This is a genomic window from Pseudomonas sp. PICF6 (assembly GCF_009831705.1).
Lineage (GTDB): Bacteria > Pseudomonadota > Gammaproteobacteria > Pseudomonadales > Pseudomonadaceae > Aquipseudomonas > Aquipseudomonas rhizophila.
Window position 1 is genome coordinate 155,467 of record NZ_WUUD01000020.1, and the last position, 25,544, is coordinate 181,010.

Sequence of the window (25,544 nt, forward strand, 5' to 3'; positions counted from 1 at the left end):
ACGAGACAAAAACGGGGGAAAAATTTCAATTTCTTCTGCCTGCTGGAACCGTGCTAAAGCCCAGTCGAAATGTTTTCGGAGAGAACGATCTTCACTGTACTTACAGGCTTCAGGTTTAGCACGCTTTGCGGCGAGACTCAGCATCAACCGCCACCACCAGCACCAAGCACGGCATCAATTACTACCTTCGCCCGAAGGTTGCCTCGCGAACTGTTCAATCGGCAACCTTTTAGCAAGCATCTTCCCGCCGTCGGGCTCTTGCACTGATACGTGTTGCCGGGGGAACGAAGGTCGAACGCCTATCGGATGGCAAAGCTACCGAGATCCAAGATATTTGTGGGAGTAAACGTGGCGTTTCCAGACATGAAAAAGCCCAACCTTTTCAGATTGGGCTAAGTCATTGAATAATATGGTCGGGACGGAGTGATTCGAACACTCGACCCCTAGCACCCCATGCTAGTGCGCTACCGGACTGCGCTACGCCCCGACTAGGCGTGAATCTTGTTCCGTCTCTCAACGGAACGCTCAGGAATATATCGCAAGCTTTTGAAAACTGGAAGATTTAAAAGCAGAAATTTATTTCTTGAGCACCACCAGCACATCTTCAAGCTCGGCGATCATCTGGCGGATCATCTGTTTGTACTGGGTTGTATCGTCTTTGGCCTCATCACCGGAGAGGCGCAAGCGCGCTCCGCCGATGGTGAACCCCTGGTCGTACAGCAGCGCGCGGATCTGCCGGATCATCAGCACGTCTTGTCGCTGATAGTACCGGCGGTTACCGCGGCGCTTGACCGGGTTGAGTTGAGGAAACTCCTGCTCCCAATAGCGCAGCACATGCGGTTTTACCGCACACAGCTCGCTGACTTCACCAATGGTGAAGTAGCGTTTGCCTGGGATGACGGGTAGCTCGTCGTTATGACTTGGTTCCAGCATAAGCCTCAACTCGGGCCTTCAACTTCTGCCCTGGACGAAAGGTGACCACACGGCGAGCCGTGATCGGGATTTCTTCACCCGTTTTCGGATTGCGGCCAGGCCGCTGGCGTTTGTCCCGCAGGTCGAAATTGCCGAAACCGGACAATTTGACCTGTTCGTTGTCTTCCAGAGCGTGCCTGATTTCTTCGAAAAACAGTTCGACCAATTCTTTGGCCTCCCGTTTATTCAGGCCCAGCTCCTCATACAGACGTTCCGCCATCTCAGCTTTCGTCAGAGCCCCCATACGTCACTTCCTTAACGTGGCGTTCAACCTGTTTTCGAGCGAGGTGAGGATATTCTGCGTTGCGGTATTCACCTCATCGTCATTAAGAGTGCGCGATGGATGCTGCCAGGTCAAGCCGACTGCAAGGCTTTTTCTATGCGGATCAATGCCTTTACCCTGATACACGTCAAATAGCCTGAGGTCCGTGAGCCATTCGCCTGCATTTTCACGGATTACATCCAGTACGGCGCTGGATGCAACGTCGCGATCGGCCAGCAGCGCAAGGTCACGCCGCACTTCAGGAAAGCGCGATAACTCCTGGAATTTCGGCATTTTCCCCAGTACCACTTCGCCCAGAACCAGCTCGAAAACAAACACAGGACGATCAAGACCCAGGGTCTTGGACAATTCAGGGTGAATCGCCCCGACATAGCCGACTTCTCGCCCGTCACGCTCAATGCGTGCTGTCTGCCCCGGATGCAGCGCCGGATGCTTGCCCGGCACGAAGGTGAACGCGTCGAGCGCACCGGCGAAGCCCAGCACCGCTTCCACGTCAGCCTTGACGTCGAAGAAGTCGACGACATCACGACCTTGCGCCCAGCCTTCCGGCAAACGACTGCCGCAAACGACACCGGCCAGCATTGGCTCTTGCTTCAAGCCTTCCAGCTGACCAACGAAACGCAGACCGCTTTCGAACAGACGTACGCGGTCTTGTTGGCGGTTCAGGTTGTGCTGGAGCGACTTGACCAGGCCCGGCCACAGGGACGAGCGCATGGCGGCCATGTCGTTGGAAATCGGGTTGGCCAGCAACAGCGGCTCGACACCCGGATTGAACAGCTCGAACTGGCGTGGATCGATGAAGCTGTAGGTGATCGCTTCCTGATACCCACGAGCCACCAACAGACGGCGCAGTTCCGGCAGGTCGCTACGGGCTTCGGCCTTGGCCTGTGGGGCCAGGCGCGCCTGCGGGTAGCGAATCGGCAAACGGTTGTAGCCGTACAGACGGGCCAGCTCTTCGATCAGGTCGACTTCCAGGCTGATATCGAAGCGATGGCTTGGCACTTCGACACGCCACTGCCCTGCCCCGTCGGCGCTGATGTTCAGGCCCAGGGCGCTGAGCAGGCGTTCGACTTCAGCCGGGTCCATTTCCATACCGAGCATCTGCGTGATGCGCTGGGCACGCAGGGTGACCGGTGCGATTTGGGGCAGGTGCTGTTCGCTGACGGTTTCGATGATCGGGCCAGCTTCGCCGCCAGTGATTTCCAGCAGCAGGCCAGTGGCGCGCTCCATGGCTTCACGGGCCAGTTGCCAGTCCACGCCGCGCTCGTAACGGTGCGAGGCATCGGTGTGCAGGCCATAGGAACGGGCCTTGCCAGCCACCGCAATCTGGTCGAAGAACGCACTTTCAAGGAACACATCACGGGTCGTCGCGGAGACGCCGCTGTGCTCGCCCCCCATCACGCCGGCAATCGCCAGGGCACGGGAGTGGTCGGCGATGACCAGCGTATCGCTGCGCAGGGTCACTTCCTGGCCATCGAGCAGTACCAGCTTCTCGCCTTCCTCAGCCATGCGCACGCGGATGCCGCCGTTGATTTCGGCAAGGTCGAACGCGTGCAGCGGCTGACCCAGCTCCAGCATCACGTAGTTGGTGATGTCGACGGCAGCGTCGATGCTGCGCACGTCGGCGCGACGCAGGCGCTCGACCATCCACAGCGGGGTCGGCTTGGACAGGTCGACATTCCGGATAACGCGCCCCAGGTAACGTGGGCATGCCGCCGGCGCCAGCACCTCAACCGAGCGCACTTCATCATGCACCGCGGCAACGGTCGCGACCGCTGGACGTGCCACTGGGGCGGCATACAACGCACCCACTTCACGAGCCAGACCGGCCAGGGACAGGCAGTCGCCACGGTTCGGGGTCAGGTCGACCTCGATGCTCGCATCGTCCAGGCTCAGGTACTCACGGATGTCCTGGCCGACCGGTGCGTCAGCTGGAAGCTCCATCAGGCCATCGTTGCCTTCGCCAATCTGCAGTTCAGCCTGGGAGCACAACATGCCGTTGGACTCGACGCCACGCAGCTTGGCTTTCTTGATCTTGAAGTCGCCCGGCAGTTCGGCACCGATCATGGCGAACGGGATCTTCAGGCCCGGGCGCACATTTGGCGCGCCGCAGACCACCTGGAAGGTTTCCGCGCCATTGCTGACCTGGCACACCCGCAGCTTGTCGGCGTCCGGGTGCTGCTCGGTGCTCAGCACCTCGCCCACCACCACACCACTGAATTCACCGGCGGCCGGCGTCACGCTATCGACCTCAAGACCGGCCATCGACAGACGAGCAACCAGCTCGTCCCGGCTTACCTGCGGGCTTACCCAGCCGCGCAGCCATTGTTCACTGAATTTCATCCTGCTCTCCTATTAGATTCGTTACGGGTCTGCGGCTTAGCGAAATTGCGCAAGGAACCGCAAGTCGTTGTCGAAGAACAGGCGCAAGTCATTTACACCGTAACGCAGCATGGCCAGACGCTCGACGCCCATGCCGAAAGCAAAACCCGAGAACTCTTCCGGATCGATCCCGGACATACGCAGCACGTTCGGGTGAACCATGCCGCAGCCCATGACCTCCAGCCAGCCGGTCTGCTTGCAGACGCGGCAGCCTTTACCGCTGCACATCACGCATTCCATATCGACTTCAGCGGATGGCTCGGTGAACGGGAAGTACGAAGGACGGAAACGCACCGCCAGTTCTTTCTCGAAGAACACCCGCAGGAACTCTTCGATAGTCCCTTTCAGGTCGGCGAAGTTGATGTCGCGATCAACCAGCAGGCCTTCGACCTGGTGGAACATCGGCGAGTGGGTGATATCGGAATCGCTACGGTACACACGGCCTGGGCAGACGATGCGGATCGGCGGCTGCTGCGATTCCATGGTGCGGACCTGTACCGGCGAGGTATGGGTGCGCAACAGCATGTTCGCGTTGAAATAGAAGGTGTCATGCATCGACCGGGCCGGGTGATGGCCTGGGATGTTGAGCGCCTCGAAGTTGTGATAGTCGTCTTCGACCTCAGGGCCTTCGGCAATGCCGTAGCCGATGTGGGTGAAGAACTGCTCGATACGTTCCAGGGTCCGGGTAACCGGATGCAGACCACCGGAAGTCTGGCCGCGGCCAGGCAGGGTCACGTCGATGGATTCGGCGGCGAGCTTGGCAGCCAGATCCGCTTCCTCGAACAAGGCCTTGCGCGCATTAAGGACTTCTGTAACACGCTCCTTGGCAACGTTGATCAGCGCACCGACCTGCGGACGCTCTTCGGCCGGCAGGTTCCCCAGGGTCTTCATCACCTGAGTCAACTCGCCCTTCTTGCCAAGGTAGTGAACCCGGATTTGCTCCAGGGCATTGATATCTTCAGCGCTTTGCACAGCCTCTAGTGCTTGAGAGACCAGCGCGTCCAGGTTTTCCATGTACAGACTCCAGATACAAAATAGGGGAAGAGCTTGAAGGCTCTTCCCCTATTTATGACGTTTAACACCTGGCCCCACAGAGGTGAGGCCGGGTGACTGTCGGGGGTACTTAAGCCAAGGTGGCTTTAGCTTTCTCGACAATCGCAGCAAACGCCGCTTTTTCGTTCACTGCCAGATCAGCCAGAACCTTACGGTCGATCTCGATGGACGCTTTCTTCAGGCCGGCAATGAAACGGCTGTAGGACAGACCGTTAACACGAGCACCAGCGTTGATACGAGCGATCCACAGAGCGCGGAACTGACGTTTTTTCTGACGACGGTCACGGTAGGCGTATTGGCCTGCCTTGATTACCGCTTGCTTGGCAACACGGAATACGCGGGAACGCGCGCCGTAGTAGCCTTTAGCAAGTTTCAGAATTTTTTTGTGACGCTTACGGGCAATGACGCCACGCTTTACACGAGCCATGAGTTACTTCCTCTATTCTTGATCCAAAAATTAACGAAGGCGCAGCATGCGCTCGACTTTTGCCACGTCAGACGGATGCAGCAAGCTGCTACCGCGCAGTTGACGCTTACGCTTGGTCGACATTTTGGTCAGGATGTGGCTCTTGAAAGCGTGCTTGTGCTTGATACCGTTAGCAGTTTTCAGAAACCGCTTAGCAGCACCACTTTTAGTTTTCATCTTTGGCATGTTCGGATACTCCGCATTCAGTTGATAAACATAATCGCAAGGCCTGCCGTGCCCTGTTGATTACTTCTTCTTTTTCGGGGCGATGACCATGATCAGCTGGCGTCCTTCCATCTTAGGATGCTGTTCGACCGAACCGTACTCGAGCAGGTCTTGTTCAACCCGCTTGAGGAGTTCCATCCCCAGCTCCTGGTGGGCCATCTCACGGCCGCGGAATCGCAAGGATACCTTGGCCCTGTCCCCGTCACTCAGGAAACGTACCAGGTTGCGCAGTTTTACCTGGTAATCCCCTTCCTCCGTCCCTGGACGAAACTTGATTTCTTTTACCTGAATCTGCTTCTGGTTTTTCTTCGCCGCGGCAATCTGCTTCTTCTTTTCGAAGATCGACTTGCCGTAGTCCATCACCCGGCAAACCGGCGGGACTGCGTCTGCGGAAATTTCTACCAGATCAAGCTTGGCTTCTTCAGCAATACGAAGCGCTTCATCAATCGAGACGATGCCAATCTGCTCGCCGTCAGCGCCAATTAACCGAACCTCGCGTGCCGAGATATTCTCGTTGATCGGGGCTTTCGGTGCAGCTCGTTTATCTTGTCTCATTTCACGCTTAATAATAATTACTCCAAATCTGGGCGACCACGCCGGGAAACCGCTTGCGCGAGGAACTCAGCGAATTCGGCGACGGGCATCGAGCCCAGGTCAGCACCCTCACGAGTACGCACAGCGACAGTCTGCATCTCGACCTCCCGATCTCCAATAACCAAGAGAAAGGGAACCTTGAGCAAAGTATGCTCGCGGATTTTAAAGCCGATCTTTTCATTTCTCAAGTCGGACTTGGCACGAAATCCGCTTTGGTTGAGAGTTTTTTCGACCTCGGCGGCAAAATCTGCCTGTTTATCAGTGATATTCATGATCACTGCCTGGGTCGGCGCCAACCACGCGGGGAACGCGCCCTCGTAGTGTTCGATCAGAATCCCGACGAAGCGCTCGAACGAACCGAGGATCGCGCGGTGAAGCATGACCGGGTGCTTGCGGCTGTTGTCTTCGGACACGTATTCGGCGCCCAGACGGATCGGCAGGTTAAAATCGAGCTGCAGGGTACCACACTGCCACACGCGACCAAGGCAATCTTTGAGCGAGAACTCGATCTTCGGCCCGTAGAAAGCCCCTTCGCCCGGTTGCAGATCGTACGCAAGGCCCGCGCTATCGAGTGCGGCGGCCAGCGCTGCTTCGGCGCGATCCCACAACTCATCGGAACCAACGCGTTTTTCCGGACGAGTGGACAGCTTCATCTCGACTTCGGTAAAGCCGAAGTCCCGGTAGACGTCCATGGTCAGCTTGATGAAGGCAGCGGATTCGGCCTGCATCTGCTCTTCGGTGCAGAAGATATGCGCATCGTCCTGGGTGAAGGCACGCACGCGCATGATGCCGTGCAGCGCACCCGATGGCTCGTTACGGTGGCAGGCACCGAACTCAGCCAGGCGCATCGGCAGCTCGCGGTAGCTTTTCAGGCCCTGGTTGAACACCTGCACGTGGCAAGGGCAGTTCATCGGCTTGATGGCGTAGTCGCGGTTTTCCGACTGGGTAGTGAACATGTTGTCGGCGTAGTTGGCCCAGTGCCCGGATTTCTCCCACAGGCTACGGTCAACCACTTGCGGCGTCTTGATCTCCAGGTAGCCGTTTTCACGCTGGACCTGGCGCATGTACTGCTCGAGCACCTGGTACAGGGTCCAACCGTTCGGATGCCAGAACACCATGCCCGGGGATTCTTCCTGGGTGTGGAACAGGCCCAGGCGCTTGCCGATCTTGCGATGGTCACGCTTCTCGGCTTCCTCGATACGCTGGATGTAAGCCGCCAGTTGCTTCTTGTCGGCCCAGGCAGTGCCGTAGACGCGCTGCAACTGCTCGTTCTTCGCATCGCCACGCCAATAGGCGCCGGACAGCTTGGTCAGCTTGAAAGACTTCAGGAAGCGGGTGTTCGGCACATGCGGGCCACGGCACATGTCGACGTATTCTTCGTGGTAGTACAGGCCCATGGCCTGCTCGTCCGGCATGTCTTCCACCAGACGCAGCTTGTAATCCTCGCCACGCGCCTTGAACACTTCGATGACTTCGGCACGCGGGGTCACTTTCTTGATGACGTCGTAATCTTTCTCGATCAGCTGCTGCATGCGCTGTTCGATGGCCGCCATGTCTTCCGGCGTGAAAGGACGCTCAAAGGCGATGTCGTAATAGAAGCCTTCGTCGATGACAGGCCCGATGACCATCTTCGCGCTCGGGTACAGCTGCTTGACCGCGTGGCCCACCAGATGCGCGCAAGAGTGGCGAATGATCTCCAGCCCCTCTTCATCCTTTGGCGTGATGATTTGCAGCGTGGCGTCGCTGTCGATGACATCGCTGGCATCGACCAGTTTGCCGTTGACCTTGCCAGCCAGGGTGGCCTTGGCCAGGCCCGCGCCGATGGATGCTGCAACCTCGGCTACGGAAACCGGGTGATCGAATGAACGTTGACTGCCGTCGGGAAGAGTAATAGTTGGCATGGCGCCTCCTCTCCTAGTGGTGACCCCTACCAAAGGTCACGTGGGTTGGGATGAGCCAGTACAAGATCCAGTCCAGGCCATTCAATGACGAACGCCTGCCTTACAGCGGCAGGAGCCTTGCGGCCAACCGGGAAAACCGAACCAGAGTGACTGGGATTCAAATCAGGGTTAATCGAACATTTGCCGCAGCCGGGACCTGTTGTCCTCCGGAGCCTGAAAATACCCGAGCCCGGCATGCTAGCACAGATGAACGGTCATCGCCGCGCCCGGATTGAAGCGGACGTAAATCCTCGGTTTTTATGCCAGAGTGCTGAACTGTACCGCCCGCTACGCCTCAGATAACAAGACATCGACCCGAAAGGAGCATCTTCGCATGCGTCTGAACACATTATTTGCAGTAGTCGCCCCCCTCGCCCTGCTGCTCCCGCTGACCGCCCACGCCGAATGGCCCAAGGGGGAACGTGAGAAATACATGGCCCAGTGCACCGAGGCGGCCACGCCACAGATCGGCGCGGCAGCGGCCAAATCCCATTGCGCCTGTGGCGCCGATGCGATCAAGTCCTACCCGGCAGCCGACATTCAAGCCTTGATGGATAATAAGGCGACCCCGCAGCTGCAGCAAAAAGCACTGGGGCAGATTGCAAAATGCAAGGCCGATAACAAGGCCAAAAAGTAAGAAAACAGGTCTTTGCACGGAGCCGTGCATCGATAAAAAACGCTGATTTCGGGCCTTTTTGACCGATTTATTCAGGTTTTACAGCTTTTTTTATCGTCTTTACGTTCGGCTGAAAGCCTTTAAAACCGGGCCTTTCAGCCGGATCAGGCAGTAAAGAAAACACGACTGATTGGCAAACAGCGCGTGCGGGGGGCTCCCAAATCGAACATTTCGACTATGATACCCCGGTGTGCCCAGTTGGCCTGAGCAGCACAGTACACTGAAAATATATGTTTCTTGGAGATACACCATGTCTAATCGCCAAACCGGCACCGTTAAATGGTTCAACGATGAAAAAGGCTTCGGCTTCATCACTCCTACAGGTGGCGGTGACGACCTGTTCGTACACTTCAAAGCTATCGAAAGCGACGGTTTCAAAAGCCTGAAAGAAGGCCAGACCGTTTCCTTCGTGGCTGAGAAAGGCCAAAAGGGTATGCAAGCTGCACAGGTTCGCCCAGAGTAATTACTCGGCGAGCACAAAAAACCCCGTCCATGTGACGGGGTTTTTTATGGGCGATTGAAAAATCAATCAGCCGCAGTTCACCCGGTTGATGATCAGATTGGCATCAGTGTTGAGATTCAGGCGATCCGAGCGGTACTCAAGTGTCACCATATCGTTGGGCTTGAGGATCCGCGCATACTGCGCACCGGCGCGGGTGCGGGCTTGTTCCAGCAGTTGCGGCGAGGCCTTCTTGCCGATGGCGAACTCGGCAGCTGTTGCTTCGCAGCGGCTGTAGCCTGTTTCTGTTGCTACCGGATCAGGGGTCGATTCAGAGGTGCTGCTGCAACCGCTCAAGAGCGCGACTGCCAGCAAAGTACCCAATGACGCGAGCTTCCAAGGCATGAAGCCTCCTTTTGTTGATGATTAAACAGAGAGCGTGCGACAGCCCAAACGAAGCTTGGTTTCAACCCAAGGGCTATCATGGTGCCCTCATCAGGAAAACAGGCAGTTTGCCTGAGCCGACATCCCGCTTCAGGCGTGAATCGTGACTGAATATGAATGGTGCTCAGTAAACGTCGATGTAGTCAAAGGGCGGATTGGGCCAGTTGTCCTTCAACGCATTGTAGATCTGCATGACCCAGACCTCGTCACTGGCGGCGACCAGCCCGACGTAGCCTGAACCTTTTGCCCACGTTTCCAGCCGAAACGATAGCCCGTCGATGTCCACACCGCCCACCACGCCCGAAGACAAATAGGCGATACCCGCCTTGGTCACGCGCAGTTGGGTGTGCTCGTCATCACTGGCCGAAGCCAGCAACTGACGAACCGCGTCGAGGGTCAACCCGTCAGGAGCGTTCAAATCGATCTGCACGGCGGGGGCCTCTTCAGAAAGTCAAAAAGCAAGTGTCGCACAGCCCTTCCCTGATGCCTAAGTCGCAGTGCAAAACCCCAGGCAAAAATGGTTAACTCACCCTACAGACCTCCCAACTCGCGAGCCCGACCATGAGCACCGTCAGCATCGAAGCCACCATCAATGCCAAATGGTCGGAGGGCCACAGCTCCTACAGCCCTGGCAGCCCCGAAGAACTGGCAATCATCGGTATAGAACTGTTGGTCAAGGAGCTGGGAACGAAGGCGGCCCTGAACTTTATCCAGCAAGCGTTCGAACGATACCCCAGCAGCATTGAAGCGGTGGATTGAAACACACCCGCAAGCCCTGACCTGCGGGTGTTCGACAAGACCGATTACTTCAGACGCGCCAGGCGCTCGGTCAGCAGGTCAAAAAATCCCTGAGCATCGCCATCCTGCACCCAGTAGGCATTTTTGGGTGCCTTCAGGCCGTCGTACCAGTCAACGATGGTCTGGCCAAAGGTAGGCCCTTCCCGGCTGTCCACCACGACGTTGACCGAACGCCCGGTAAACAACTCTGGCTTGAGCAGGTAGGCAACCACCGTGGCATCGTGCACCGGCCCGCCCGTCATGCCGTAATGCTCCATATCACCTTTGACGTATTCGTTGAGAATGTCGCCGACAATCTTGCTGGCCTTGTTGTCCACGGCAGCGATCTGCTTCAGGCGTGCTTCGCTGGTGAGGATCTTGTGGGTCACATCCAGCGGCAGGTAAGTGAGCTTCACACCGCTCTTGAGCACCACTTCTGCGGCCTGTGGATCAGCGTACAGGTTGAACTCGGCCACCGGAGTGATGTTGCCGCCATTGAAGTGCGCACCGCCCATGATCACCACTTCCTTGATGCCCTGGACAATTTCGGGCTCCTGTATCAATGCCAGGGCCAGGTTGGTCTGCGGGCCAAGCATGGCAATGGTGATGCTATGGGGCTTGGCAGCCTTGAGGGTATCGATCAGGTAGTTGACGGCGTTGCCCTTGGCCAGCCCCTTCTTCGGCTCATACACCTCGACACCCGACAGGCCTTCCTTGCCATGGATGTTTTCCGCGTAGATGGGCGTGCGCATCATCGGCTTCGGCGCACCGGCATACACCGGCACGTCTTCGCGCCCCGCCCATTCCCGGGCCAGGCGAGCGTTGCGCGATGTCTTGTCCAGACGCACGTTGCCAGCGACGGTGGTCAACGCGCGGATATTCAGCTCTTCGGGCGAAGCCAGGGCAAACAACAGGGCAACCACATCGTCGGCCCCCGGATCAGTGTCGATGATCAGGTCGATTTTTTCCGCCGCCTGGGCGCTCGTAGCAGTGATCAGTGACAAAAGCAGCAGACTCCGGAACAGTTGACGCATTTTCTGAGCATAGCGGTGCATAGCGCATTCCTTGTGCAGGGTTGAGAAGGTTAGAACGTTACTCCGGCAATCAACACGATGTTGCAATACGGGGAGCATTCTCCCGTGCGAATAATCGCCCGAGCTTGCCTGCTGACCGCCTTGAATTGTTCATGGCTGACCAGCTCCCGCGCCCCCAGCGCGCCATCGGCATGCAGTGCCTCCAATGTTGCCAGGGCCGCAGGTTGTTTATCGAAAATCTCTTCAGCGAGTATGTGGCTCTCCACCTGCATTTCGCTGAGCAGCACTTTCAGGGTGCTGACAAAATCCGGGATGCCGTGGGTCAGGGCCAGGTCGATCAACTCGACCTGTGGGGGCACCGGCAAACCCGCATCACCGATGACCACCTTGTCGCCGTGGCCAAGGGAAGCGATCAGTCGCGACAGCGCGATATTCAACAACGGCGTCTTTTTCATGATTTGAAAGCCTGTACTTCCAGCAAGGTGGGAATGGAGGGCTGCGCCCCCGCACGGGTGACCGACAACGCGGCAGCGACCTGACCAAAACGAATCGCCTCGACCTCGCTTTTGCCGTCAGCCAAGGCTGCGGCGAAGCCGCCGACAAAAGTGTCTCCGGCCGCCGTGGTGTCAACCGCCTTGACCAACGGCGCCGGGAAGTGCTGGAAACTCGCGCCGTTGGCGAACATCAGACCCTGGGCGCCCAGGGTCACGATCACCTTGCCGGCACCAGCGGCGAGCAATTGCGTCGCGGCCGCTTCGGCGGTTTCCAGAGAGTCCACCGCCAGCCCGCTCAGCACGGCGGCTTCGCTCTCATTGGGAATCAGATAGTCGATACAGGCGTACCAGTCGGCCGGCAAGGGCCGGGAGGCCGGCGCCGGGTTCAGGATGACGGTCTTGCCCAGTTCCCGACCGCGCTTGAGTGCATGCCCGACGGTCGCGTCCGGCACCTCGAGCTGGCAGATAATGACGTCGGCGCTACGCAGCACCTCATCGAACCGGTCCAGGACATCAGGGGTAAGCACGCCGTTGGCCCCGGCGACGATAACGATCGCATTCTGGCTGTTGTCGTCGACAACGATCAGCGCTACTCCGCTGGAGCCGGCCACGACACTGACCGACTGGCAATCGATGCCCTCGGCCAGCAGCGCCCCGCGCAATTGCTGGCCATAGGCATCACTGCCCACGCAACCGACCATGGACACCTTCGCTCCCAGGCGCGCCGCGGCCACAGCCTGATTGGCGCCCTTCCCGCCCGGGATGGTGCAGAACGATTCACCAATCAGCGTTTCACCGCCCCTGGGAAGACGGGGTGCACGGGTCACCAGGTCCATGTTCAGGCTGCCTACTACCACTACTTTTGCTGGCATACGTCTTCACTCATCAATTCGGTTCAGCGGTATTGGGCGAATGTACCTGACAGCGGTGCAGTCGACTCTCGCAAGACAATGCTGGGTGTCACGATGCGCTGATCGGTGGCCAGCCCCGGCGTTGCGATCCGCCGCAACAGCACTTCAGCGGCCATCTCACCGAGCTGCAGGATCGACTGCCCCACCGTGGTCAGCGCCGGATAGACATAACGGCTCATCTGAATGTCATCGAAACCAATGACCGACAGTTCACTGGGCACGCGCACGTTGCGCTCGGCGGCGGCGCGCAGCACACCGATTCCGATCATGTCGTTGGCCGCAAAAATCGCACTGGGCGGCCGTTGTTCGAGCAGCCTGGCCGCCGCCTGATAACCACCGGTGCTGGTGAAATCGCTTTCGAGCATGCGTTCGACGGGCAGCTCGACCCCGGCTTCTTTCAGGGCGCGGCAGTAACCGGCCAGACGCATCTGCGCCACGCTGGTGTCCGCCGGGCCACCGATAAAGGCGATATCACGGTGGCCAAGCTCCAGCAGGTGCCGGGTGGCCAGGTAGGCGCCGTGCTCATGGTCGATGCGCACCAGGTCCGCGTCGACACCGTCGAGCCCACGGTCGACGATGACCATGGGCGTACGCACGCTGGTCAGCCCCTGGGCGAGACCGGCATCGCCGCCGGCGGAAGCGACGATCAGACCGTCGATGCGTTTTTCCAGCAGCACCCGCAGATAACTGCGCTGCTTGTCCGGGTTGTCGTCGGAGTTGCACAGGATCACGCAGTAGCCGTTGCGCTCACAGTAATCCTCGATCCCCCGGGCCAGTTCGGCAAAGTAGGGGTTGAGGCTGTTGGGCACCAGCAAGCCGATGGTTGCAGTGGTCTTGGCCTTGAGCGAGCGGGCCACCGCGCTGGGCACGTAATCGAGCTGCTCGATGGCGGCCTCGACCTTGCGCCGCACCTCTTCGCTGACCGGTCGCGTCTTGTTCACTACGTGGGAGACAGTCGTGTAGGAAATTCCCGCGAGCGCCGCCACATCCTTGATAGTCGCCATGGTTCAGGCCCGCCGACTGGCGCGCTGACTGCGGTAAGTGTCGAGCACCACCGCAACCACAATCACCGCGCCGGTAATGATGCGCTTGGTCGGTTCGGTGGCGCCAATCTGCGCCAGGCCCGCGGCCAGCACGGAGATGATCAGCACGCCAAAGAAGGTGCTGATGACCGAACCGCGCCCGCCCATCAGGCTCGTGCCGCCGATGACCACAGCAGCGATGACCTGCAGCTCGAGCCCCGAACCGGCGTTCGGGTCGGCCGCTTCCAGACGGGAAATCTGGAACAGCGCGGCCAGACCGGCCAACAACCCCATCAGGCTGAACACCAGAATCTTGTAAGGTTTTGGATTGATACCCGCCAATCGCACGGCTTCTTCATTGGTGCCGATACCGATCAGATAACGGCCAAACACGGTGCGGGTCAGCACAGCCTGGGCGATGAAGATCACCAGCAAGGCAATGATGAATGACGGTGAAATACCGAAGGCGATCGGATTGGACAGCCAGGCGAAGGAATCCCCGATGTAGGCCGTCCGCGAGCCGGTCATCTGATACGCCAGGCCTCGGGCCATTTCCAGCACGCCGAGGGAAACGATGAACGATGGGATCCGCCACGCCACGGTAATCGAACCGGTAACGGTGCCGGCCAGGGCCGCCACGGCCATGCCCAACAACGCCGCCGGCCAGACGCTCCAGCCCCAGCCCAGCACCGCCACGCTCACCGTCGATGCGGCCAGGGCCAGCACCGACCCGACCGATAGATCGATACCGCCGATGATCAGGATGAAGGTCATGCCGACCGCCAGCACCATGAGGTCTGGGATCTGGTTGGCCAGGGTGCTGAAGGTGTCATACGAAAGAAAATGGCTGCTCAGGACCGAGAACAACGCGATCATCGCCAACAAGGCCCCGGCCAGTCCCAGGTAGGTGCCCAGGCCATAGAAGTTGCCACTCGGTTTGCCGACGGCCGATACGGTTTTCATGAGAAGTCCCTAGGCGCTGCTTCGTTGAGCAACGCATCACGTTTCTGGTAGCCGGCGAATGCGGCGGCAAGCAAGTCATCCTGGGTCCAGCTGTCGCGCTCGAAGGTGTCAATCAGGCGGCCGGCGGACAGCACGCCGATCCGGTCACAGATCAGCATCAATTCCCGCAGGTCGCTGGACACCACAACCAACGCCTTGCCCTGGCGCGTCAGCTCACCGAGCAGCGCATAGATGTCGAATTTGGCGCCGACGTCGATGCCTCGGGTCGGCTCGTCGAACAGCAATACCGAGCAATCGCGTTCCAGCCAGCGACCGATCACCACCTTCTGTTGATTGCCGCCCGACAGTTCGGACACCAACTGTGTCGGACTGGAGCTGCGGATTCGCATGGCATCGATCTGTCGCTGCGCCAACGCGAACTCTTCGCTGCCATTGACGAAGCCGCCGCTGGAGATTTCCGGCATGTTGCCCAAGGCAATGTTGGCGGCGATGGATTGAGTCAGTAGCAGGCCTTCGCCCTTGCGGTCCTCGGTGATCAGCGCGATGCCGTGGGCCACCGCATCGGACGGCGAGCGAATGCTGACGACATTGGCCGGCGAACCCAGCGCCACCGTGCCGCTGTCGGCCGCATCGGCGCCGAAGATCAACCGCAGCAGCTCGGTGCGCCCTGCCCCGATCAACCCGGAAATACCGAATATCTCGCCGCTGCGCACCTCGAAGGACACATCGCGGACCTTGTCCGAACGGCTCAAGCCGTTGACGGTCAACGCCGGCGCGCCGATCTGGCGCGGGCCCAGGTCGATGTGCTCGCCCAGCTCCCGCCCGACCATCAGCGTCACCAACTGCTCGCTGTTGTAGTTGGCCATCGGCTCGACGCAGACCAGGTTGCCGTCGCGCAGTACCGCAATGCGCTGAGCCACCCGAGCCAGTTCTTCGAGGCGATGGGAAATATAAATGATCGACACGCCCCGCGCCTGCAGACGAGTGATCTGCTCGAAGAGCATCTCCACCTCACGAGCGGTCAGCATCGCAGTCGGCTCGTCGAGAATCAGCACATGGCAATCGCCGATCAGGTTGCGGGCGATTTCGACCATCTGTTGGTGACCGATGCCCAACTCACTGACCAGTGTGTCAGGGTCGATTGCATCGAGCCCCACCTGGGCCATGGCCTCGACCGCCGCTTTGCGCAGTTGCTTGCGACTGATCCAGCCGCCACGACTGGGCAGGTTGTGGAGGAACAGGTTTTCGGCCACGGAAAGTGTCGGCAGCAGGTTGAGCTCCTGCATGACCATGCGCACGCCCAGCTCTTCAGCCTGGGTACGACTACCGGGACGATAATCCTGCCCCTGGAATTGCATCTGCCCGGTGGTCGGCGTCACCAGCCCGCCGATGATCTTGGACAGGGTGCTCTTGCCGGCGCCATTTTCGCCGGTCAGCGCCAGCACTTCGCCGCGCATCAACGTCAGGTCGATGTCGCTCAGTACCGGTTGGGCATAGGTCTTGCCGATGCCGCTGACCGAAAGGACAGCGTTCGGGTCGCGAACGGACATAAAAAACTCTCCAATACGCTCGCCAACAAGGGCGAGCGTCGTTGTGTCGCCAGGATAACTACTGGGTCACCAGCTCGACCGGAGTTTCGATAACGCCGTTAGTGCCGCTGTCGACGGCTTCGCCCTTGAGGATCTTCAGGGCCGTCTCGATGCCGAAAACAGCCTGTTTGGCGGCGAACTGGTCGGCAGTCGCCAGGACGCGACCGTCCTTGAGCATGGGCTTGATGGCGTTGATGTTGTCATAACCGACCACTTTTACCTTGCCCGCCTTGCCCGCAGCGCGGATGGCCGATACCGCGCCGACCGCCATGCTGTCGTTACCGGCCAGCAGTGCCTTGATGTTCGGGTATTCGCTGAGCATCGAGGCGGCAACCTGATTGCCCTTGTTGATTTCCCAGTCGCCCGATTGCAGGGAAACGACCTTGATCTGCGCCGCTTCCATTGCATCCTTGAAGCCGGCGGTGCGTGCCTGGGCATTGGTGGTGGTGGACACGCCTTCAATGATACCGACCTCATCACCAGCCTTGAGCTGCTTGGCCAGGTACTCACCCACCAGGCGCGCGCCCTTGCGGTTGTCCGGGCCTACGAACGGCACAGTGATGTTTTTGCTTTTGACCACCGCCGGATCGAGCTGGTTATCGATGTTGATCACGGTGATGCCGGCGTCGACGGCTTTCTTGATCACCGGCACCATGGCCTTGGAGTCGGCTGGTGCGATGATAAGGGCATCGACCTTGGACACGATCATCTGCTCGACAATGCGGATCTGGTTGGCGGTGTCGGTTTCATCCTTGATCCCGTTGGAGATCAGGTCGAAATCGGCGGAGTGTTCCTTCTGATAGGCCTTGGCGCCATCTTCCATGGTCAGGAAGAACTCGTTGGCCAGGGATTTCATGACCAGGGCAACCTTGGGTTTTTCCGGGGTCTGGGCAAATGCCGAAGAGAAAGGCAGCGCAGCGGATGCGGCGGCGAGCATGGCGACGGCGAGAAGGCGTCCAGCGAATGGCAACTTCATGGGTTCACTCCGATTTTATGATTATTTTGAGCAAAATCGTTGCACGGGAAGTCGTTCCACAGGCCGTCGCCAAGCATCAACGAAGGCTGCGCAAACGTTTGCGTGAAGGGAACTATGGTAAAGCTTCCGGGTTTTGTCAACGTGCGGATTTCACCGCAAGGCTGGGGATCAGACGGTCGTGTTGACCAGCGCACCCGAACCGGAGCCCTTGGCCAACTCTGTGATCAGATGGCCAGTGACTTCCAGCAATGCACCGCTGGTGTCGGCAATCTGGCCTTGTATCGCCATGACCGCAGTGGTTTTGGCTTCGGGTGTCGGATAGACCTGCTTCTGCGCAGCAGACAACTGCTGTTGCTGTTCTCTGAGCTGCTGTTGCAGCTCTTGCATGCGTTTGAGCAACACCTGCACGGCAATGCTCTGGGTGCTCCCGCTCTTTTCGGTCTTGCCTTCGGACGCAGGGCTCATGCTCGTACGAACCTGGCCTGGCGCCTGCGTTTGACCAAGGGTCTCATCGGCTGCCTCAGCGCTCGCTTGGCTCAAGGCCTTGAGCGTGGCCGCGGACTGGCCGCCGATGGTGACGGCAGCTGCATTTGGAAAGCCGACGGAAAACGACATAACAAAACTCCATGGATAAGATTCCTACGAAGGCCATCGACTGCTTGAGCGGCTTCTTTAGCTTAATTTTTCCTACACCAAAACGGAAAAAGCGTTGTCAGAGGATTTTCTTGAATTTTAAGCAGTTGCGTAAATGCCTACGGTTAAATACTGTACGCACGTACAGCTCAATAAGGATAATCCTGTGGCAACGCCGTCCGCTGCAACTACCCCCTTAGATTCCTATACCCGCCTAGGCCTGCGGGTCTCGAAAATCATCAACTCCCCCACCGCACAAAAAGCCAAGGCGGCCCTGATCTTCCGGCTTCCCGAGGAGCCGATGGATGAGTGGGAACGCCTGCTGGAAGAAATCGACGAGAACGACAATGTGACCCTCGCCTATCGCGACGATGGCGGTGTGCAGGTGTTCTGGGTTGTGCCGAAGGAAGATTGAGCCTGATGAGTGTTCGTTGTTTTGCTTTATTGCTTGCGATTGTCGCCATGGGCGCGCAGGCCGATGCACCCCGTACGTTCAGCGAGGCCAAGAAAGTCGCCTGGAAACTCTATGCCCCCCAATCCACCGAGTTCTACTGTGGCTGCAAATACTCAGGCAATCGCGTGAACCTGGCAGCCTGCGGTTATGTGCCGCGCAAAAACGCCAATCGCGCCGCGCGTATCGAGTGGGAGCATATCGTCCCGGCGTGGCAGATCGGTCATCAGCGTCAATGCTGGCAACAAGGCGGGCGGAAGAATTGCACCCGCCACGACCCGGCCTATCAACGGGCCGAGGCCGATCTTCATAACCTGGTGCCCAGCATCGGGGAAGTGAACGGCGACCGCAGCAACTTCAGCTTTGGCTGGCTGCCGGCGCAGACGGGCCAGTACGGCTCATGCCTGACCCAGGTGGATTTCAAAGCCAAGAAAGTCATGCCCCGCCCTTCCATCCGTGGAATGATCGCCCGGACGTATTTCTACATGAGTAAACAATACGGCCTGCGCCTTTCGAAACAGGACCGGCGCCTGTATGAAGCCTGGGACAAGACATACCCGGTACAGAGCTGGGAGCGCCAGCGCAACCAGAGCGTGGCGTGCGTGATGGGGCGTGGCAACGAGTTCGTGGGCCCGGTGAATTTGAAGGCCTGCGGTTGATCTCGCATGGGTAAACAGCGCCAATCAACTGTGGGAGCTTGTTTGCTCGCGATAGGGGCATGCCCGTCAACGTCAACGTTGGCTGAGCCACTGCTATCGCGAGCAGGCTCGCTCCCACAGGTGTTGTGGCTTACCTGACTGTTCTGCTCTGCGGGGTTTATTGAGCGCTTGGGTAATCCACCACCAGCGACTCGATGTTGCGCTTTTTCGCTCGAACCAGGGCGGCGTTCAATTGCTCCTGCTTCGCCTCGGCTTCAGCCTTTGAATTGAAAGGCCCGACCAGAACCCGGTCCTTGCCATTGTCTTTCACCACACTCGATACAAAACTGTGCTCGATGAGCCAGGCGGTCAGGTCGCTGACCGCTTGCGGGATTTCGCCCCGGACCTCGACGCCCCATTGCGGCGCAGCGGCGGCGCTCGGTGCAGTGGTTGCCGCCACCTTTGGCTTCGGTGTGTCGACGTCACGCCCTTCACCGCATCCTGCCAGCGCCAATACCGCGATTACCCAAGCCAATTTGCGCACAACGTTTTACCCCGGAAGACATGGAGCGGGGATTTTAACACTCAAGCCCGTCAATAACGCCGTAAACAGCGCTCAAAACACGAGAAACCTGCACGGCGTCTCTGTATAGTCGCACCCTGGGAATTAATGCTGCGTCTGCGCGTCAGAAAGAGGCACCCACATTGTGACACTTGGCACTAATCTATAAGCAGTACCGACATCTGCACTGCCTGAATCAGGTGCCCTATAAAGCAATCAAGGAGAACACCATGCTGATACTCACCCGCAAAGTCGGTGAAAGCATAAACATTGGTGACGACATCACGATCACCATTCTGGGCGTTAGCGGCCAACAAGTCCGTATCGGCATCAACGCTCCGAAAAACGTTGCGGTGCATCGCGAAGAGATTTATCAGCGCATTCAGGCGGGCCTTACCGCCCCTGACAAGCCGCAAACGCCCTGAGCCCTGTAGCAGTCCGTAGCCAGCCCTTCTGCATCGTCGCAAGGCTGGCTAAAGATTCATGCCGACTGTCCCTCATCATCCCCGCTCCATCTCGCCTTTGATTTTTTCGTTCATCCCGTCAAACCGATACTAATGACATGGCTCATAGCATGGCTGTCAGACGTTTCGTTTTAATGGCGATGAAGCAGGTATTCGTGGCGGCTCAACCCAGCCCCACGCCGCGAGCCATTCCTGTGGCAGCGACCACCATCAGCACCAGCAACAAAGCTTCAATGTGACTGATCCGCGCAAACCGGCCAGCTTTCGAAGGATCGATCGCACGCCCTTTGCCCAGCGCCATCCGCCATTTGATCAGCGCGATCATCGGCGCGATTTCAAGCAACAGGATCAGCACGAACAACGTCATCTTCAGGTGAAACAGCGGTTGGTGCAGGTAATAGTCCGTGCCTTTTTCAAACCCACCAAAAGCACGCATCCCGCCGGTCACCAGCAGGACCACCGCCGATAGCCCCCACAGGTTGTCCGCCATCAAGACATTTCGAACCGCGTCCGTACCGCCCGCCAGACGTCGCAACGCCGTGCCACGGGTAAGTACCGCCCAGAACCCCAGGGCGAAAGCCAGAAGATGAATTGCCGCAAGAGACCAATGAGCCAACATGGAAGATTCCTGTCAGAGGATGTCGAATCGACCTGACAGTACTAGCTCATAACAGGATGATTGCCAGGATAGGCATACAAAAAACTGTGGGAGCGAGCCTGCTCGCGATGACGGAGTGTCAGACAACATTGTTGTTGGCTGATACACCGCTATCGCGAGCAGGCTCGCTCCCACAGGGGTATTGCGAACGCTAAAAGATTTTAGTCAGCCAAACGCCAGGTCGTCCCGCCCTTGCCGTCTTCCAGCACCACGCCCATCGCGGTGAGCTGGTCGCGGATGCGGTCGGATTCTGCCCAGTCCTTGTTGGCCCGCGCAGTCAGGCGCGCCTGGATCAACGCTTCGACCTCGGCGGCGTCCACGCGACCTTCGGCACCCGCCTGAAGGAAATCATCCGCCTCGAGCTGCAACACACCCAGTACGCCGGCCAGTTCTTTCAGACGCGCCGCCAGACCCGCCGCCGCGTTGAGATCACTCTCCCGCAGACGATTGATCTCGCGCACCATCTCGAACAGCACCGCGCAGGCTTCCGGCGTGCCGAAGTCGTCGTTCATCACTTCAGTGAAGCGCGCGACGAAGGCTTCGCCACCGGCGGCCGGGACCTTCGGCAGGCCCTTCAACGCATGGTAGAACCGCTCCAGGGCGCCCTTGGCGTCCTTGAGGTTGTCTTCCGAATAGTTGATGGCGCTGCGATAGTGACTGGACACCAGCAGGTAACGCACGACTTCCGGGTGGTACTTGTCGAGCACGTCGCGGATGGTGAAGAAGTTGTTCAAGGACTTGGACATCTTCTCGCCGTTGATCCGGATCATGCCGCAATGCATCCACGCATTGGCGTAGGTCTTGCCGGTGGCCGCTTCGCTCTGGGCGATTTCGTTTTCGTGGTGCGGGAATTCCAGGTCGCTGCCGCCGCCATGAATGTCGAAGGTCTCGCCCAGGCAGCAGGTCGACATCACCGAGCATTCGATGTGCCAGCCCGGACGCCCGGCGCCCCACGGCGACTCCCAGCTCGGCTCACCCGGCTTGGCGGCTTTCCACAGCACGAAGTCCAGCGGGTCCTGTTTCGACTCGTCGACTTCGATGCGCGCGCCGATGCGCAGGTCTTCGATTTTCTTGCGCGACAGCTTGCCGTAGCCCATGAACTTGGCGACGCGGTAATACACGTCGCCATTGCCCGGTGCGTAGGCATAACCCTTGTCGATCAAGGTCTGGATCATCGCCAGCATGCCTGGGATGTGGTCCGTGGCACGGGGTTCCAGGTCGGGCTTGAGGATATTGAGGCGCGCCTCATCCTCGTGCATGGCCTTGATCATGCGCTCGGTCAGCGCATCGTAAGGCTCGCCGTTTTCCCGGGCACGGTTGATGATCTTGTCTTCGATGTCGGTGATGTTGCGCACGTAGGTCAGGTCATAACCGCTAAAACGCAACCAGCGGGTTACCAGGTCGAACGCAACCATGCTGCGACCATGGCCGATGTGGCAGTAGTCGTACACGGTCATCCCGCAGACGTACATGCGGACCTTGTTACCGTCCAGCGGCTTGAAGACTTCTTTGCTCTTGGTGAGCGTGTTGTAGATCGTAAGCACAGGGTTTCCCTTAAGACTTGATCACTGACCCCAGGAATCGCGCAAGGTCACGGTACGGTTGAACACCGGAGCACCGGGTTTCGAGTCCTTGATATCCGCGCAGAAGTAACCTTCGCGCTCGAACTGGAAACGGTCTTCCGGCTGTGCGTTGCCCAGCGAAGGCTCGGCACGACAACCAGTGAGTACTTGCAGGGAGTCAGGGTTGATGTTGTCCAGGAAGCTGGCGCTGTCCTCGGCCTTTTCAGGGTTCGGCGAACGGAACAGGCGATCGTACAAGCGCACTTCGCACTCGACGCTGGCAGCGGCCGGCACCCAGTGGATCACGCCCTTTACCTTGCGACCTTCCGGGTTCTTGCCCAGGGTCTCGGGATCGTACGAGCAATGCAGTTCGACGATGTTGCCGTCGGCGTCCTTGATCGCTTCGTCGGCGCGGATCACGTAGCTGCCGCGCAGGCGCACTTCACCGGCAGGCTCCAGGCGCTTGTAGCCTTTTGGCGGCTCTTCCATGAAGTCTTCACGGTCGATGTAGATTTCCCGGGCGAACGGCAGGACGCGCACGCCCATGTCTTCTTTCGGGTGGCAAGGCAGTTCGAGGTTCTCGACTTTGTCTTGCGGGTAGTTGGTGATCACCACTTTCAACGGACGCAGCACGCACATGGCGCGTGGGGCGCTGTGGTCCAGGTCGTCGCGGATACTGAATTCCAGCATGCCGAAGTCCACCACGCCGTCGGAACGGTTGGTGCCGACCATCTCGCAGAAGTTGCGGATCGATTTTGGCGTGTAGCCACGACGACGGAAGCCCGACAGCGTCGACATGCGCGGGTCATCCCAGCCGTTGACGTGCTTTTCGTCCACCAGTTGCTTGAGCTTGCGCTTGCTGGTGATGGTGTAGTTCAGGTTCAGGCGGCTGAATTCGTACTGGCGCGGCTGAGCCGGCACCGGCAGGTGCTCCAGGAACCACTCGTACAAAGGACGATGGCTTTCGAATTCCAGGGTGCAGATCGAGTGGGTGATGCCTTCGATGGCGTCCGACTGACCGTGGGTGAAGTCATAGTTGGGGTAGATGCACCATTTGTCGCCGGTCTGGTGGTGATGGGCGTGACGGATGCGGTACATGATCGGGTCGCGCAGGTTCATGTTCGGCGAGGCCATGTCGATCTTGGCACGCAGCACCCGTGCGCCGTCCGGGAACTCGCCGCCGCGCATGCGGGCGAACAGGTCCAGGTTCTCCTCGACGCTGCGATCACGGAACGGGCTGTTCTTGCCCGGCTCGGTCAGGCTGCCACGGTATTCCTTGGCCTGCTCGGGGGTCAGGTCGCACACGTAGGCCTTGCCAGCCTTGATCAGCTCCACCGCCCAGTCGTGCAACTGGTCGAAATACTGCGAGGCATAGCGCACCTCACCGGCCCATTCAAAGCCCAGCCATTTAACGTCGCTTTCGATCGCGTCGATGTACTCCTGGTCTTCCTTGGCCGGGTTGGTGTCGTCGAAACGCAAGTGCGTGACGCCGCCAAACTCCTGGGCCAGGCCGAAGTTCACGCAAATCGACTTGGCGTGACCGATGTGCAGGTAGCCGTTGGGCTCCGGCGGAAAACGGGTGACGATCTGCGTGTGCTTACCCGAATCCAGGTCCGCCTGGATGATCGGGCGCAGGAAATTGACCGGCACGGCCGGGCCGGTCTTGGAATTCGAGGTAGGGTCGACAGTGGGCTTGCTCATAGGATCCTTGAACGTACAAGTGCGCGGCCGGGTGCGGCCTGATAAATCAAAGCCCGTATCATAGCCGATGCTGTCAAGCACCTGACAGGCCAGGTCGGTAAACGATTGAATTTAATCGACGACCCGATGAAAAACAGCCTCGAAAAACCCGCTCGGCGCGCTAAACTGCCCAGCCTGGCCGATTACTGCCAGACCGGTTGCGGGCAGCAAAGCCCCGAAACCCACGAATTCCTTGAAAGAGTAGCGATCATGACTCAAGTCAAACTGACCACCAACCACGGCGACATCGTCCTGGAACTGAACGCCGAGAAAGCTCCGATCACCGTTGCCAACTTCGTTGAATACGTCAAGGCCGGCCACTACGAAAACACCGTTTTCCACCGTGTCATCGGCAACTTCATGATCCAGGGCGGCGGTTTCGAGCCAGGCATGAAAGAAAAGAAAGACAAGCGTCCAAGCATCCAGAACGAAGCCGACAACGGTCTGGCGAACGAGAAGTACAGCGTCGCCATGGCCCGCACCATGGAACCGCATTCGGCTTCCGCGCAGTTCTTCATCAACGTGGCCGACAACAGCTTCCTGAACCACAGCAGCAAGACCACCCAGGGCTGGGGTTACGCGGTGTTCGGCAAAGTGGTTGAAGGCACCGACGTGGTCGACAAGATCAAAGGCGTTTCCACCACGTCCAAGGCCGGCCACCAGGACGTGCCAGCAGAAGACGTGATCATCGAGAAAGCCGAGATCATTGAGTGATACTGCTGATTTCAGATTTGCATCTGGAAGAGGAGCGCCCGGACATTACCCGGGCGTTTCTGGATTTGATCGCCACACGCGCCCGCTCGGCGCAAGCGTTGTACATCCTGGGCGACTTTTTTGAAGCCTGGATCGGCGACGATGCCATGACGCCGTTCCAGCGTTCCATCTGCCAGGCCCTGCGCGAATTGAGCGACAGCGGCACGGCCATTTTCCTGATGCACGGCAATCGTGACTTCATGCTCGGGCAAGCCTTCTGCAAAGCGGCCGGCTGCACCCTGCTCAAGGACCCCAGTGTCGTGCAGTTCAACGGCGAGCCGGTGCTGCTGATGCACGGCGACAGCCTCTGCACCCGCGACGAAGGCTACATGAAGTTGCGGCGCTGGCTGCGCAACCCGGTCACGCTGTTCATCCTGCGTCACCTGCCATTGGCCAGTCGCCAGAAACTGGCGCGCAAACTGCGCAGCGAAAGCCGCACGCAGACGCGAATGAAAGCCAATGACATCGTCGACGTCACGCCCGAAGAGATCCCGCGGATCATGCAGGAATACGGCGTGAAGACCCTGATCCACGGCCACACCCACCGCCCCGCTATCCATAAGCTGCAACTGGGCGAACACGCCGCCCGGCGCATTGTGCTGGGGGATTGGGACAAGCAAGGCTGGGCGTTGCAGGTGGATGAACAGGGATTTGCCTTGGCGCCGTTTGGTTTTGGCAATGCGCAGTTGGCGTTGCCAAGCAACTGAAGAACGCAGATATCCCTTGTGGGAGCAAAGCTTGCTCGCGATGCAGGCGACACGGTTCCACTGCAAGACCGTGTCATCGTTCATCGCGAGCAAGCTTTGCTCCCACAGGCTCGCTCCCACATTGGATTGCATTTCA

At 58.9% G+C, this 25,544-nt stretch carries 30 protein-coding genes and 1 tRNA gene; 8 read left to right on the forward strand and 23 right to left on the reverse strand.

The window, feature by feature from the left end; genetic code table 11:
* Nucleotides 1–410: 410 nt before the first annotated feature.
* The 9 genes from GSM73_RS13900 to thrS form a co-directional block, all read right to left on the reverse strand.
* Nucleotides 411–487, reverse strand: a tRNA-Pro gene (locus tag GSM73_RS13900).
* An 89-nt stretch (nucleotides 488–576) separates the two neighbouring features.
* Entirely contained in the window at nucleotides 577–933 is a 357-nt protein-coding gene (locus GSM73_RS13905; RefSeq protein WP_003179985.1) for a MerR family transcriptional regulator, read from the reverse strand.
* Nucleotides 914–1,216 (reverse strand): integration host factor subunit alpha, encoded by a 303-nt coding sequence (gene ihfA, locus GSM73_RS13910; protein WP_002553164.1) that lies wholly within the window; start codon nucleotides 1,214–1,216, stop codon nucleotides 914–916. Before ihfA ends, GSM73_RS13905 begins: the two co-directional genes overlap by 20 nt.
* Before the next feature lie 3 nt (nucleotides 1,217–1,219).
* Nucleotides 1,220–3,598, reverse strand: coding sequence for a phenylalanine--tRNA ligase subunit beta (gene pheT / locus GSM73_RS13915; protein ID WP_160892969.1), 2,379 nt, complete (start codon nucleotides 3,596–3,598; stop codon nucleotides 1,220–1,222).
* Nucleotides 3,599–3,634: 36 nt separating this feature from the next.
* Entirely contained in the window at nucleotides 3,635–4,651 is a 1,017-nt protein-coding gene (pheS, locus tag GSM73_RS13920) for a phenylalanine--tRNA ligase subunit alpha (protein ID WP_047229332.1), read from the reverse strand.
* 109 nt (nucleotides 4,652–4,760) lie between these two features.
* Nucleotides 4,761–5,117 (reverse strand): 50S ribosomal protein L20, encoded by a 357-nt coding sequence (gene rplT, locus GSM73_RS13925; RefSeq protein WP_002553161.1) that lies wholly within the window; start codon nucleotides 5,115–5,117, stop codon nucleotides 4,761–4,763.
* A gap of 30 nt (nucleotides 5,118–5,147) precedes the next feature.
* A complete protein-coding gene (rpmI, locus tag GSM73_RS13930) occupies nucleotides 5,148–5,342 on the reverse strand; it encodes a 50S ribosomal protein L35 (protein ID WP_002553160.1) in 195 nt (64 codons plus the stop codon).
* A gap of 60 nt (nucleotides 5,343–5,402) precedes the next feature.
* The gene (gene infC / locus GSM73_RS13935) at nucleotides 5,403–5,954 is read right to left on the reverse strand and encodes a translation initiation factor IF-3 (protein ID WP_169432615.1); all 552 of its coding nucleotides are present in this window, start codon (nucleotides 5,952–5,954) and stop codon (nucleotides 5,403–5,405) included.
* Complete coding sequence (gene thrS / locus GSM73_RS13940) at nucleotides 5,954–7,876, reverse strand: threonine--tRNA ligase (protein ID WP_003203626.1); 1,923 nt, start codon at nucleotides 7,874–7,876, stop codon at nucleotides 5,954–5,956. Before thrS ends, infC begins: the two co-directional genes overlap by 1 nt.
* 373 nt (nucleotides 7,877–8,249) lie before the next feature.
* Between thrS and GSM73_RS13945 the strand changes: the two genes are divergently transcribed.
* Complete coding sequence (locus GSM73_RS13945; RefSeq protein WP_047229331.1) at nucleotides 8,250–8,552, forward strand: hypothetical protein; 303 nt, start codon at nucleotides 8,250–8,252, stop codon at nucleotides 8,550–8,552.
* A 289-nt stretch (nucleotides 8,553–8,841) separates the two neighbouring features.
* Nucleotides 8,842–9,054, forward strand: a complete 213-nt coding sequence (locus tag GSM73_RS13950) for a cold-shock protein (protein WP_047229330.1) — start codon at nucleotides 8,842–8,844, stop codon at nucleotides 9,052–9,054.
* Between the two features lie 66 nt (nucleotides 9,055–9,120).
* Here the strand turns inward: GSM73_RS13950 and GSM73_RS13955 are convergent, their stop codons facing one another.
* Nucleotides 9,121–9,435 carry an I78 family peptidase inhibitor gene (locus GSM73_RS13955; protein WP_047229329.1) on the reverse strand — a complete coding sequence of 105 codons (315 nt, stop codon included), beginning with the start codon at nucleotides 9,433–9,435 and terminating at the stop codon, nucleotides 9,121–9,123.
* Between the two features lie 163 nt (nucleotides 9,436–9,598).
* Nucleotides 9,599–9,904 (reverse strand): hypothetical protein, encoded by a 306-nt coding sequence (locus tag GSM73_RS13960; protein WP_139050680.1) that lies wholly within the window; start codon nucleotides 9,902–9,904, stop codon nucleotides 9,599–9,601.
* Between the two features lie 131 nt (nucleotides 9,905–10,035).
* On the opposite strand from GSM73_RS13960, the gene GSM73_RS13965 reads away from it, so the two are divergent.
* Nucleotides 10,036–10,233 carry a hypothetical protein gene (locus GSM73_RS13965; RefSeq protein ID WP_047229327.1) on the forward strand — a complete coding sequence of 66 codons (198 nt, stop codon included), beginning with the start codon at nucleotides 10,036–10,038 and terminating at the stop codon, nucleotides 10,231–10,233.
* A gap of 44 nt (nucleotides 10,234–10,277) precedes the next feature.
* Here GSM73_RS13965 and GSM73_RS13970 read toward each other — a convergent pair whose 3' ends face one another.
* The 8 genes from GSM73_RS13970 to GSM73_RS14005 all read right to left on the reverse strand — a co-directional run bounded on the left by GSM73_RS13970 (nucleotide 10,278) and on the right by GSM73_RS14005 (nucleotide 17,855).
* Nucleotides 10,278–11,306: a nucleoside hydrolase gene (locus GSM73_RS13970; RefSeq protein WP_076385524.1), complete on the reverse strand. Its 1,029-nt coding sequence runs from the start codon at nucleotides 11,304–11,306 to the stop codon at nucleotides 10,278–10,280.
* Between the two features lie 29 nt (nucleotides 11,307–11,335).
* Nucleotides 11,336–11,740, reverse strand: coding sequence for a D-ribose pyranase (rbsD, locus tag GSM73_RS13975; RefSeq protein ID WP_076385526.1), 405 nt, complete (start codon nucleotides 11,738–11,740; stop codon nucleotides 11,336–11,338).
* Entirely contained in the window at nucleotides 11,737–12,651 is a 915-nt protein-coding gene (gene rbsK, locus GSM73_RS13980; protein WP_047229324.1) for a ribokinase, read from the reverse strand. The genes rbsD and rbsK overlap by 4 nt, the downstream gene beginning before the upstream one ends.
* Before the next feature lie 23 nt (nucleotides 12,652–12,674).
* Nucleotides 12,675–13,694, reverse strand: a complete 1,020-nt coding sequence (locus GSM73_RS13985; RefSeq protein ID WP_076385530.1) for a LacI family DNA-binding transcriptional regulator — start codon at nucleotides 13,692–13,694, stop codon at nucleotides 12,675–12,677.
* Nucleotides 13,695–13,697: 3 nt separating this feature from the next.
* Nucleotides 13,698–14,675, reverse strand: a complete 978-nt coding sequence (locus GSM73_RS13990; RefSeq protein WP_047229322.1) for an ABC transporter permease — start codon at nucleotides 14,673–14,675, stop codon at nucleotides 13,698–13,700.
* Nucleotides 14,672–16,225, reverse strand: coding sequence for a sugar ABC transporter ATP-binding protein (locus GSM73_RS13995; RefSeq protein ID WP_139050683.1), 1,554 nt, complete (start codon nucleotides 16,223–16,225; stop codon nucleotides 14,672–14,674). The genes GSM73_RS13990 and GSM73_RS13995 overlap by 4 nt, the downstream gene beginning before the upstream one ends.
* A 58-nt stretch (nucleotides 16,226–16,283) precedes the next feature.
* Complete coding sequence (locus GSM73_RS14000; RefSeq protein WP_160892971.1) at nucleotides 16,284–17,240, reverse strand: sugar ABC transporter substrate-binding protein; 957 nt, start codon at nucleotides 17,238–17,240, stop codon at nucleotides 16,284–16,286.
* Nucleotides 17,241–17,408: 168 nt separating this feature from the next.
* Nucleotides 17,409–17,855 carry a hypothetical protein gene (locus GSM73_RS14005; RefSeq protein ID WP_047229319.1) on the reverse strand — a complete coding sequence of 149 codons (447 nt, stop codon included), beginning with the start codon at nucleotides 17,853–17,855 and terminating at the stop codon, nucleotides 17,409–17,411.
* Between the two features lie 133 nt (nucleotides 17,856–17,988).
* On the opposite strand from GSM73_RS14005, the gene GSM73_RS14010 reads away from it, so the two are divergent.
* Both GSM73_RS14010 and GSM73_RS14015 read left to right on the forward strand, forming a co-directional pair.
* The gene (locus tag GSM73_RS14010; protein WP_160892973.1) at nucleotides 17,989–18,288 is read left to right on the forward strand and encodes a DUF1654 domain-containing protein; all 300 of its coding nucleotides are present in this window, start codon (nucleotides 17,989–17,991) and stop codon (nucleotides 18,286–18,288) included.
* A gap of 5 nt (nucleotides 18,289–18,293) precedes the next feature.
* On the forward strand, nucleotides 18,294–18,983 hold the full coding sequence (locus tag GSM73_RS14015; protein WP_160892975.1) for an endonuclease: 690 nt from the start codon (nucleotides 18,294–18,296) through the stop codon (nucleotides 18,981–18,983).
* A gap of 157 nt (nucleotides 18,984–19,140) precedes the next feature.
* Here the strand turns inward: GSM73_RS14015 and GSM73_RS14020 are convergent, their stop codons facing one another.
* Entirely contained in the window at nucleotides 19,141–19,506 is a 366-nt protein-coding gene (locus tag GSM73_RS14020) for an SPOR domain-containing protein (protein WP_047229316.1), read from the reverse strand.
* Nucleotides 19,507–19,754: 248 nt separating this feature from the next.
* Between GSM73_RS14020 and csrA the strand changes: the two genes are divergently transcribed.
* Entirely contained in the window at nucleotides 19,755–19,949 is a 195-nt protein-coding gene (gene csrA, locus GSM73_RS14025) for a carbon storage regulator CsrA (RefSeq protein WP_003179932.1), read from the forward strand.
* Between the two features lie 202 nt (nucleotides 19,950–20,151).
* On the opposite strand, the gene GSM73_RS14030 is transcribed toward csrA, so the two are convergent.
* The 3 genes from GSM73_RS14030 to GSM73_RS14040 all read right to left on the reverse strand — a co-directional run bounded on the left by GSM73_RS14030 (nucleotide 20,152) and on the right by GSM73_RS14040 (nucleotide 23,909).
* The gene (locus GSM73_RS14030) at nucleotides 20,152–20,607 is read right to left on the reverse strand and encodes a DUF2214 family protein (RefSeq protein WP_076385538.1); all 456 of its coding nucleotides are present in this window, start codon (nucleotides 20,605–20,607) and stop codon (nucleotides 20,152–20,154) included.
* A 200-nt stretch (nucleotides 20,608–20,807) separates the two neighbouring features.
* A complete protein-coding gene (cysS, locus tag GSM73_RS14035; protein WP_047229314.1) occupies nucleotides 20,808–22,190 on the reverse strand; it encodes a cysteine--tRNA ligase in 1,383 nt (460 codons plus the stop codon).
* Nucleotides 22,191–22,211: 21 nt separating this feature from the next.
* Complete coding sequence (locus GSM73_RS14040) at nucleotides 22,212–23,909, reverse strand: glutamine--tRNA ligase/YqeY domain fusion protein (RefSeq protein WP_076385540.1); 1,698 nt, start codon at nucleotides 23,907–23,909, stop codon at nucleotides 22,212–22,214.
* Nucleotides 23,910–24,158: 249 nt separating this feature from the next.
* Between GSM73_RS14040 and GSM73_RS14045 the strand changes: the two genes are divergently transcribed.
* The gene (locus GSM73_RS14045) at nucleotides 24,159–24,662 is read left to right on the forward strand and encodes a peptidylprolyl isomerase (RefSeq protein ID WP_047229369.1); all 504 of its coding nucleotides are present in this window, start codon (nucleotides 24,159–24,161) and stop codon (nucleotides 24,660–24,662) included.
* Nucleotides 24,659–25,408: a UDP-2,3-diacylglucosamine diphosphatase gene (gene lpxH, locus GSM73_RS14050; protein ID WP_160892977.1), complete on the forward strand. Its 750-nt coding sequence runs from the start codon at nucleotides 24,659–24,661 to the stop codon at nucleotides 25,406–25,408. Before GSM73_RS14045 ends, lpxH begins: the two co-directional genes overlap by 4 nt.
* Nucleotides 25,409–25,544 lie beyond the last annotated feature (136 nt).

Coding starts and splice junctions, on each gene's coding strand:
- GSM73_RS13905 (WP_003179985.1), bottom strand. CDS start 933: ATGCTGGAACCAAGTCATAACGACGAGCTACCCGTCATCCCAGGCAAA.
- ihfA (WP_002553164.1), bottom strand. CDS start 1,216: ATGGGGGCTCTGACGAAAGCTGAGATGGCGGAACGTCTGTATGAGGAG.
- pheT (WP_160892969.1), bottom strand. CDS start 3,598: ATGAAATTCAGTGAACAATGGCTGCGCGGCTGGGTAAGCCCGCAGGTA.
- pheS (WP_047229332.1), bottom strand. CDS start 4,651: ATGGAAAACCTGGACGCGCTGGTCTCTCAAGCACTAGAGGCTGTGCAA.
- rplT (WP_002553161.1), bottom strand. CDS start 5,117: ATGGCTCGTGTAAAGCGTGGCGTCATTGCCCGTAAGCGTCACAAAAAA.
- rpmI (WP_002553160.1), bottom strand. CDS start 5,342: ATGCCAAAGATGAAAACTAAAAGTGGTGCTGCTAAGCGGTTTCTGAAA.
- thrS (WP_003203626.1), bottom strand. CDS start 7,876: ATGCCAACTATTACTCTTCCCGACGGCAGTCAACGTTCATTCGATCAC.
- GSM73_RS13945 (WP_047229331.1), top strand. CDS start 8,250: ATGCGTCTGAACACATTATTTGCAGTAGTCGCCCCCCTCGCCCTGCTG.
- GSM73_RS13950 (WP_047229330.1), top strand. CDS start 8,842: ATGTCTAATCGCCAAACCGGCACCGTTAAATGGTTCAACGATGAAAAA.
- GSM73_RS13955 (WP_047229329.1), bottom strand. CDS start 9,435: ATGCCTTGGAAGCTCGCGTCATTGGGTACTTTGCTGGCAGTCGCGCTC.
- GSM73_RS13965 (WP_047229327.1), top strand. CDS start 10,036: ATGAGCACCGTCAGCATCGAAGCCACCATCAATGCCAAATGGTCGGAG.
- GSM73_RS13970 (WP_076385524.1), bottom strand. CDS start 11,306: ATGCACCGCTATGCTCAGAAAATGCGTCAACTGTTCCGGAGTCTGCTG.
- rbsD (WP_076385526.1), bottom strand. CDS start 11,740: ATGAAAAAGACGCCGTTGTTGAATATCGCGCTGTCGCGACTGATCGCT.
- rbsK (WP_047229324.1), bottom strand. CDS start 12,651: ATGCCAGCAAAAGTAGTGGTAGTAGGCAGCCTGAACATGGACCTGGTG.
- GSM73_RS13985 (WP_076385530.1), bottom strand. CDS start 13,694: ATGGCGACTATCAAGGATGTGGCGGCGCTCGCGGGAATTTCCTACACG.
- GSM73_RS13990 (WP_047229322.1), bottom strand. CDS start 14,675: ATGAAAACCGTATCGGCCGTCGGCAAACCGAGTGGCAACTTCTATGGC.
- GSM73_RS13995 (WP_139050683.1), bottom strand. CDS start 16,225: ATGTCCGTTCGCGACCCGAACGCTGTCCTTTCGGTCAGCGGCATCGGC.
- GSM73_RS14000 (WP_160892971.1), bottom strand. CDS start 17,240: ATGAAGTTGCCATTCGCTGGACGCCTTCTCGCCGTCGCCATGCTCGCC.
- GSM73_RS14005 (WP_047229319.1), bottom strand. CDS start 17,855: ATGTCGTTTTCCGTCGGCTTTCCAAATGCAGCTGCCGTCACCATCGGC.
- GSM73_RS14010 (WP_160892973.1), top strand. CDS start 17,989: ATGCCTACGGTTAAATACTGTACGCACGTACAGCTCAATAAGGATAAT.
- GSM73_RS14015 (WP_160892975.1), top strand. CDS start 18,294: ATGAGTGTTCGTTGTTTTGCTTTATTGCTTGCGATTGTCGCCATGGGC.
- csrA (WP_003179932.1), top strand. CDS start 19,755: ATGCTGATACTCACCCGCAAAGTCGGTGAAAGCATAAACATTGGTGAC.
- GSM73_RS14030 (WP_076385538.1), bottom strand. CDS start 20,607: ATGTTGGCTCATTGGTCTCTTGCGGCAATTCATCTTCTGGCTTTCGCC.
- GSM73_RS14040 (WP_076385540.1), bottom strand. CDS start 23,909: ATGAGCAAGCCCACTGTCGACCCTACCTCGAATTCCAAGACCGGCCCG.
- GSM73_RS14045 (WP_047229369.1), top strand. CDS start 24,159: ATGACTCAAGTCAAACTGACCACCAACCACGGCGACATCGTCCTGGAA.